This window comes from Streptomyces sp. NPDC091376, from assembly GCF_044757085.1.
Taxonomy (GTDB): Bacteria; Actinomycetota; Actinomycetes; order Streptomycetales; family Streptomycetaceae; genus Streptomyces; species Streptomyces pratisoli.
The window spans coordinates 22,482-28,879 of the sequence record NZ_JBIVUF010000035.1 but is presented as its reverse complement, the minus strand read 5'-3'; the positions used below and the strand labels follow the sequence as shown (position 1 = coordinate 28,879).

The 6,398-nt window shown below is 64.8% G+C and carries 3 protein-coding genes and 3 pseudogenes; 4 read left to right on the top strand and 2 right to left on the bottom strand.

The genetic code is table 11. The features are described from left to right. Positions 1-155 precede the first annotated feature (155 nt). Positions 156-427 (top strand): annotated as a pseudogene (locus ACIQMR_RS36925) (transposase); the annotation flags it as partial. Positions 428-1,128: 701 nt separating this feature from the next. On the opposite strand, the gene ACIQMR_RS36920 reads toward ACIQMR_RS36925, so the two are convergent. Beyond that, positions 1,129-2,535, bottom strand: a complete 1,407-nt coding sequence (locus ACIQMR_RS36920; RefSeq protein WP_401397172.1) for a glycosyltransferase — start codon at positions 2,533-2,535, stop codon at positions 1,129-1,131. A 762-nt stretch (positions 2,536-3,297) separates the two neighbouring features. Here ACIQMR_RS36920 and ACIQMR_RS36915 point away from each other — a divergent pair. Then, positions 3,298-4,065 (top strand): hypothetical protein, encoded by a 768-nt coding sequence (locus ACIQMR_RS36915; protein ID WP_401397169.1) that lies wholly within the window; start codon positions 3,298-3,300, stop codon positions 4,063-4,065. Positions 4,066-4,361: 296 nt separating this feature from the next. Here the strand turns inward: ACIQMR_RS36915 and ACIQMR_RS36910 are convergent. After that, positions 4,362-5,120: pseudogene (locus ACIQMR_RS36910) on the bottom strand (transposase family protein); the annotation flags it as partial. Here ACIQMR_RS36910 and ACIQMR_RS36905 point away from each other — a divergent pair. Further along, on the top strand, positions 5,063-5,341 hold the full coding sequence (locus tag ACIQMR_RS36905; protein ID WP_401397166.1) for a DUF5959 family protein: 279 nt from the start codon (positions 5,063-5,065) through the stop codon (positions 5,339-5,341). The pseudogene ACIQMR_RS36910 and the gene ACIQMR_RS36905 sit on opposite strands and share 58 nt — an antisense overlap. Positions 5,342-5,723: 382 nt before the next feature. Next, positions 5,724-6,329 (top strand): annotated as a pseudogene (locus ACIQMR_RS36900) (transposase); the annotation flags it as partial. Between the last annotated feature and the right edge of the window lie 69 nt (positions 6,330-6,398).

Below are 6,398 nucleotides of genomic sequence, written 5' to 3'. Positions count from 1 at the left end.
CACCGGACCCAAACCAGCCCCGTCAGGCAGAACCCAAGATCTGAAACAGAGCACGACTCACGGGGCGAACCCAGAACTCAAAACCAGGTCACTAGCCGCCCTGTCGGACGGAATCTACGCGACCGCAATGACGATGCCGAGTGATCACCGATGCGATGTGGGACCGGGTCGAGCCGCTGATGCCAGCCGATCCGGTCCGCGGCCGGCGATGGGCCGATCACCGCCGAACCTTGGAGGCCAATGCGTGGAAGTACCCGTCTGCTCGCCCTGGCGGGACCCGCCCGACGAACTCGGTTCGTTCAAGACTGCTCCTCGTCGGCTGAACAGGCGGGCTGTGGACGGCGTTTGGCAACGGGTCCTCGCCGCCGCCCTGGCGGCGGCCGACGCCAGTGAACGAGATCGGTCGGACGTGTCAGCGGAGAACACTGATCTATCCCGAGTTTCGTAGCGGCCGGTTCGTGTGGTTTCAGGTGGCGTTCGTGGCCGCCTGGGATTGATAGTCTGCGAGGGGCGGCCTCATGCCCTAGGTGGCGAGCGTGTCCAGCACCAGATGCTACTTCGCGGTGCGTCACCTTTTCAGGAATGCGGGTTGTTCGTCCGGCGGTGGGCATCCGAATCTCGATTCTTCGGGCAGGATCAGGCGCCACTGCAGGGGGCAGATGCGGTGTCGGCCGCCGCATGGATGCCGACCGTGACCTGGCAGTTGTCCCTCTTGCCGGGTGCTCCGCTGCACTTCGGGCCCCGCCCCGGCAGCTGGCTGCCTTGGGTAGCCGATACGTCGCCGATCACCCAGGCCGTCGAGGAGACCGCTCTGCTTCCGATCCGGACAGGATCGGATACGTTCTCCACCTGCGGTCCGCTCTGACGGGGCCCGCTTCCAGCGCCTGGCCTCCGCCCTGGCACCGGCATCCCGGATCTGCGGAACGCACTCGGCCTTGTGCGGGACAAGCCCTTCGCCGGCCAGGACTACCCATGGACAGACTTTGTCCAGCAGAGAATCCTCTCCCGCATCACCGATGCCACCCACACCCTGGCCACTGGCACGCCCAAGGCGACCACCCGGACCTGGACGCCGCCCGCCACGCAGCCCTGCACGGCCGGGACATCGACGAAACCGCATGAAGCCCTCTACCGCGACTGGGTACACACCGAATGGGCCGGCGCGCTGGCCGCGTCGTCCGCCACCTCAACGCCGTTCTCGCGGGTGCCCCACTTGCCACGGGTCATGGTGAGGATGGCGTACAGGCGAATGGGCAGCAGCAGCATCAGGTGTAGCAGGCCGTAGAGGGGTGACAGGGCATAGATCCCGAGCCTGCCGAGAAAACCGACCCCCGGACGGGCTACATCGAGGTACCGTACGCTGCGAGCGTATCCCATGACGCTGGTGAAGATCAGATAACTTCCCAGGTAGCGGAGGAGGTTCGCCGGATCCGTCGCCGGTTTGACCACCAGCGAGGTGATCACGGCTCCGCTGAACACCAGCCAGGTGGCGACTTCCAGGAAGGTTAGGTACCAGCCGGGCTTGAGGCGCGACAGATTGCGCAGCGCCCACTGGGATTCGCGGAAGAAGGACTTGTTCCAGCGCACCTGCTGGCGCAGGAAGTGCCCGAGCCGTTCTGGCACCGCAGTGTAGGCGACGGCGGTGGACTGGAAAAGCACCTGACCGCGCATCAGCGAGTAGTTGGTGAGTCGGCGGTCGTCGCCAAAGACGGCGGGTCGGCCCAGGAACTTCTGGCTGAGGAATCCCTCCAGGTTCGCGTGCACGATATCGGCTCGGTAGATCACCAAAGAGCCGCAGCAGCACAGCACAGAGCCCAGCCTTGAGTAGGCGGCGCGCTCGAAGAGGAACGCATTCGCGTACCGCAGGTCGATCAGGCGGGTGAGGATGTTCTTGCGCTGGTTGAGTGCGAAAACCAGCCCTGTGACGGCTTTGACCCGCGGGTTGACGAGCGGCTTGATGAGTTCCTCGACCGCCTGGGGGTCCAGGACGGTGTCGCTGTCCACGCAGAGATAGCCGTCGGCATCCGGGCTGGCGAGGAATCCGATCGCGAGGGCTTCACGCTTGCCCTTGTTCTCCGGCTGCCGGTGTATGCGCAGGGTGATCCCAGCCCGGATGAAGTCGGATGCCATCTCCTGGGCCGCGTCGATGGCGGAGAGGTCGCAACTGGCATCGTCCACAACGTGCACCACGGAGACCGGGCGGCTCTGTGCTAGGAGACTGCGCAGACTCCGCCGCAGGGTGCCGACGTCCTCGTTGTAGGTGGGAATGACGGCCACCAGGTTGAAGCGATCGGTGCTGGTGTCCTGTGCACCTGTCCGGAAGGGCCGGTAGGTGAGTGACAGCAGCAGTTTCACCGAGAGGAGTCCGGTGGCCGCGATTCCATAGAAGTGGAGCGGCCCGGTGATCACGAAGGCAGCCGCCCACCCTGTGATGACGAAGGCGAGCAGTGAGGGGCGTATGAGCCGCGGGAACCGGCGGGAAGGGCGATCGACCCGATGCAGGCCGCGGGCCTTCCGAAGGGTGTACTGAGGCATGAGTGCGCGCCTCCAATCTCAGGCTTGGAGTGGCAGTGCCCGTGCACTGGCACGAGCACGCCCAGACGTCTCCCCCGCACGAGGAAATTAATCGAGAGCAGCATCAAGAATCAGGGGATTTCATGTGGCGCTCAACACAAGAGCCTCATCGGCACTCTCGATAGGTAGAAAACACCTATTGAACTTGTGCGTAGTGTCGTCAGCTGTGGTGCCGATGAGTCCGGTTCCGGTCGGCTAGATTCTGCTTCCGTGTGCCACCTGGTGAGCGTGAGGTTGTGCAAACGGGGTGGACGTGCATGGCCTGATGGACGCCGTAGACCTTCAGCCAGCGGTCACGGAGAAACTCCAGCTCTTCACCGCGCCACGGTTCTTCAGCGAGGTTAGGACCCGCAGTCAGTACTTGGCGACTTTGCCTCCGTCGCTGCTGCCCAGAACCCGAGGATGTCCCGGCATCCTTCGGCGTGACCGCGAGGACCGTGCATACGTGACAGTTTCCAGCAATGGTTGCGAATCTCCTGGTCAATGGCGTGTGAGGCATTCTCGTGTGGCTTCGGCCCGGATGCCCTCATACAGCGTCAGCTCTCGACCGGGTACGTCGGCTTTCTGCGTTGCAATGTCCGCAGACGGTAACAACGCCGTCGCGGGACAAAGACCGCCCTTCCCTGAACCCTTTCGCCTCCCGCATGGTGATCACACATTCGACCATCCGGGGAACGCAACTTCAGTCCGCCGGCTCTCGTTCCACGACTTGGAGATACCGCTATGGCTACTCATCTCCGCACCCAGCCCTACATCGTCGCCGCCGCGCTTTTGGTGGGGACCGCGCTGCTCACAGCCTGCCAGAATGGCACTACGGGCACGGACGCCTCACAGCAGAACGGTGCACCCACACCGTCGCCGGTTGGCGTTACCGAGACGTCAGACAAGGCAGCTGCGTACTCCAAAGGAGTCAGTGGCACTTTCGCCGACGGCACGGTAGAGCACCTGGCACCGGGCATGCAGATCGTCAACGTCCGGGGCAAGAAGCAGCAGTTCTGGATCAGCAACGACACCAAGATCTTCGGCGCAGGCACCATCTGCGGCCCCTACAATCCCAAGGCCGACACTCCCTGCACGATCGATGACCTGGAGAAGATCCTCAAGAGTGGATCGATCGCCGCGGACGTCGTGATCGAGAATGGCATCGCTGAAACCATCACTGAGCGCCCGGTACCCAACGAGGGCCCTCCTGTCGACGACAGCGCGGACGGCTCCGTCGACGGCAGGTGGCTCGGCAACGTGAAGTACCTCGCGCCGGGCAAATACGCCGTCTCGGACTCGAAGGGAGTTGAGAAGGCATTCTTCGTCTCCGAGAACACACAGATCTGGGGCTACGGTGACATCTGCGGCGACGAGAACACCGCCGAGGGAGGTCAGGGGGGCACCGAGTGCACCGAGCCAGAGCTGGAATCAGCCGCCAGGAACACCGATCTGAAGGCCGAGGTCGTGATCGAGAACGGCGTCGCCACCACCATCCGCGACGACCACTGACCTGCACCGACCAGGACCGATAGCACCACCTCAGGCGAAGGACCGGAAAGGCCCCGCAGGCGCCCCACAGAGTTCAGGCCGAGGGAGGAACCGCCGGGTCATCGAGCACAACCGCGCCTGGTACTCCACCCGTTCAAATGGCACGGCACCCGACACGAGATACGCTCAGGCCTCTGCGGTGCACTCGACACCAGCCCGGCGTAAGGACAAGGACGCCGAACCGCCTTGTCCAGGTGAGTAGTTGTCGATACCACGGTGGCTGGGAACTCCTGGTGAGCGAGCGAGGCACCCAACTCTGAGCTGGTCAGATGAAGGGTGAGGACGGCCTGGACGAGGCTGGTGATCCGGGTGGTCGAGCACCGCAGTTTGCGGAGGAGCCGCCAGGACTTGAGGGTGGCGACGGCCCGCTCCACCAGGGCCCGGATCTTCGCGTGGGAGCGGTTCACCGCCTGCTGGCCTGCGGAGAGGGCTTCCCATCGTCCCCAGCACGGGATGCGGACCGTGCCGCCGGCACCTCGGTATCCCTTGTCGGCCCAGCACGGGATGTCTGCCTCGGTGAGGGCGTCGACGATGCCGTGTTCGCGGGCCGTGCGGATGTCGTGGACAGCGCCGGGCAAGGCCAGTGATACCCACAGCAGCCGGCCGAAGGGATCGGCGATGACCTGCACGTTCATCCCATGCCGCTTGTGCTTGCCAGAGTAGAACGGCCGGTCCGCGGCAATGCGGTCGATCGGCAGCAGCGTGCCGTCCAGGATCAGGTACGCCTTCGCCGACGCGGTCCGCACCACGTCGGTCAGACCGGGGGCGAGCGCCGCCAGGAGCTCGACCGCCTCGGCAACGTAGCGGTAGGCCGTCGTGGTGCCGACCCCGAATCCGGCGGCGAGCTGAGCGTAGGTGTGTCCCATCCGCAGATGGGCGAGGGTGAGCAGGGCCTGGCGGCCGGCGCTCAGGCGCCGCCACCGGGAACCGATCGCACGGCGGTGGCGCCGCAGCTGCAGTGCGAGGAAGCGGAGGGTGGAACTGGACACGTCGACGCCCGACGGGTAGACAAGCATGTGAAGCCTCTGGTGGAGCCGGTTCTCTTGGTCGAAAACCCATCTACCAGGGGCTTCACCACGTTGTCAGCCCAACTGCCGCACGCTCGAACCAGGTTGGAAAGGGCTCAATGTCCCTGACCACGGTGACGGTCACCGTCCCACTGGTCGATGCCTGGTTCGACGACGCATACCGACGCCTTGACTTGGTCTGGGAGACCTGGCCCATGACCGAAGACTGAACCACGGCCAATGAAGGAGATCGCCAGCCTCATGGTGTTAGGAGCTCGCCATGGCTTGATCCACAGGTCTTGACTATTGCTCCATGGGGTAGATGGGGGAGTGTCTGACTTGTTGAATCGACCGCAGGCGCTCGGTCTGCAGCCACACCGCGCGGGTGCCGGTCGGCATTGGCTCGTGTAGTGTCTTGCCGCCTTGCGTGCTGGCTCATGATTAGCGTGCCGCCGCCGTCCGGCACCCGCGCGGTGTGGCTCGACAGAGGCATGAATGTGTGTGACTGCTACTTCAAGTCAGGGTGCCCACCGCACGCACTCCCCTTCCTGACTTATCGAGTACGAGGGCAGCAGCCTGTGATCCTGATCGTGCCCATCCCACAAGTCGTCCCACACTGCCGTCGCTGTCGACGCCGCATGCCACCAGATGGCCCAGCGCCGGTTCGTCGTCAACGCCGGAACCTTCCGCCAGCTGATGCGCTGGTGTGAGCAGTGGCCCGACCGTCTTTTCGCGGTCGAAGGCGCCAGCGGCCTGGGCCGCTCGCTCACCCAGCAGCTGGCCGCCGCGGGCGAGAACGTGGTCGACGTGCCCTCCACCCTGTCGGCCCGGGCCCGGCTGCTGGCCACCGGAGGAGACCGTAAGACCGATGTCAATGACGCCCTCCACGTCGCCCTCTTCCGCCACGATCTGCAACCCGTGGTCCAGGAAGACCAGACCACGATCCTGCGGCTGCTGACCGAGCGGCGAGACGACCTGGTCCACGAGCGCACCCGCGTCCTCAACCGGCTCCACGCCATCCTGCGCGATCTCCTGTCCGGCGGGGCACCCGGCCTGTCGGCCGACAAGGCTGCCGCTTTGATGAAGGGGATCCGGCCGGTCACGGCCACCGACAACTGCCGCCAGGACATAGCCCATGACCTGCTGGCCGACGCGAAAGGTCAACGACCCTCACGACTCTCCGTCACCACCGAATGTGAGACAGGGACGTCCATTTGACAGACCCGAGGACGGAAAGGGCTCGCGGTAGGTAGATTCTGCCGATGCCGCAGCTGTGTCGCGGTGATA

What these genes read in the sequence shown, in the direction of transcription:
- ACIQMR_RS36920 (WP_401397172.1), bottom strand. Translation starts at nt 2,535, where the DNA reads ATGCCTCAGTACACCCTTCGGAAGGCCCGCGGCCTGCATCGGGTCGAT.
- ACIQMR_RS36915 (WP_401397169.1), top strand. Translation starts at nt 3,298, where the DNA reads ATGGCTACTCATCTCCGCACCCAGCCCTACATCGTCGCCGCCGCGCTT.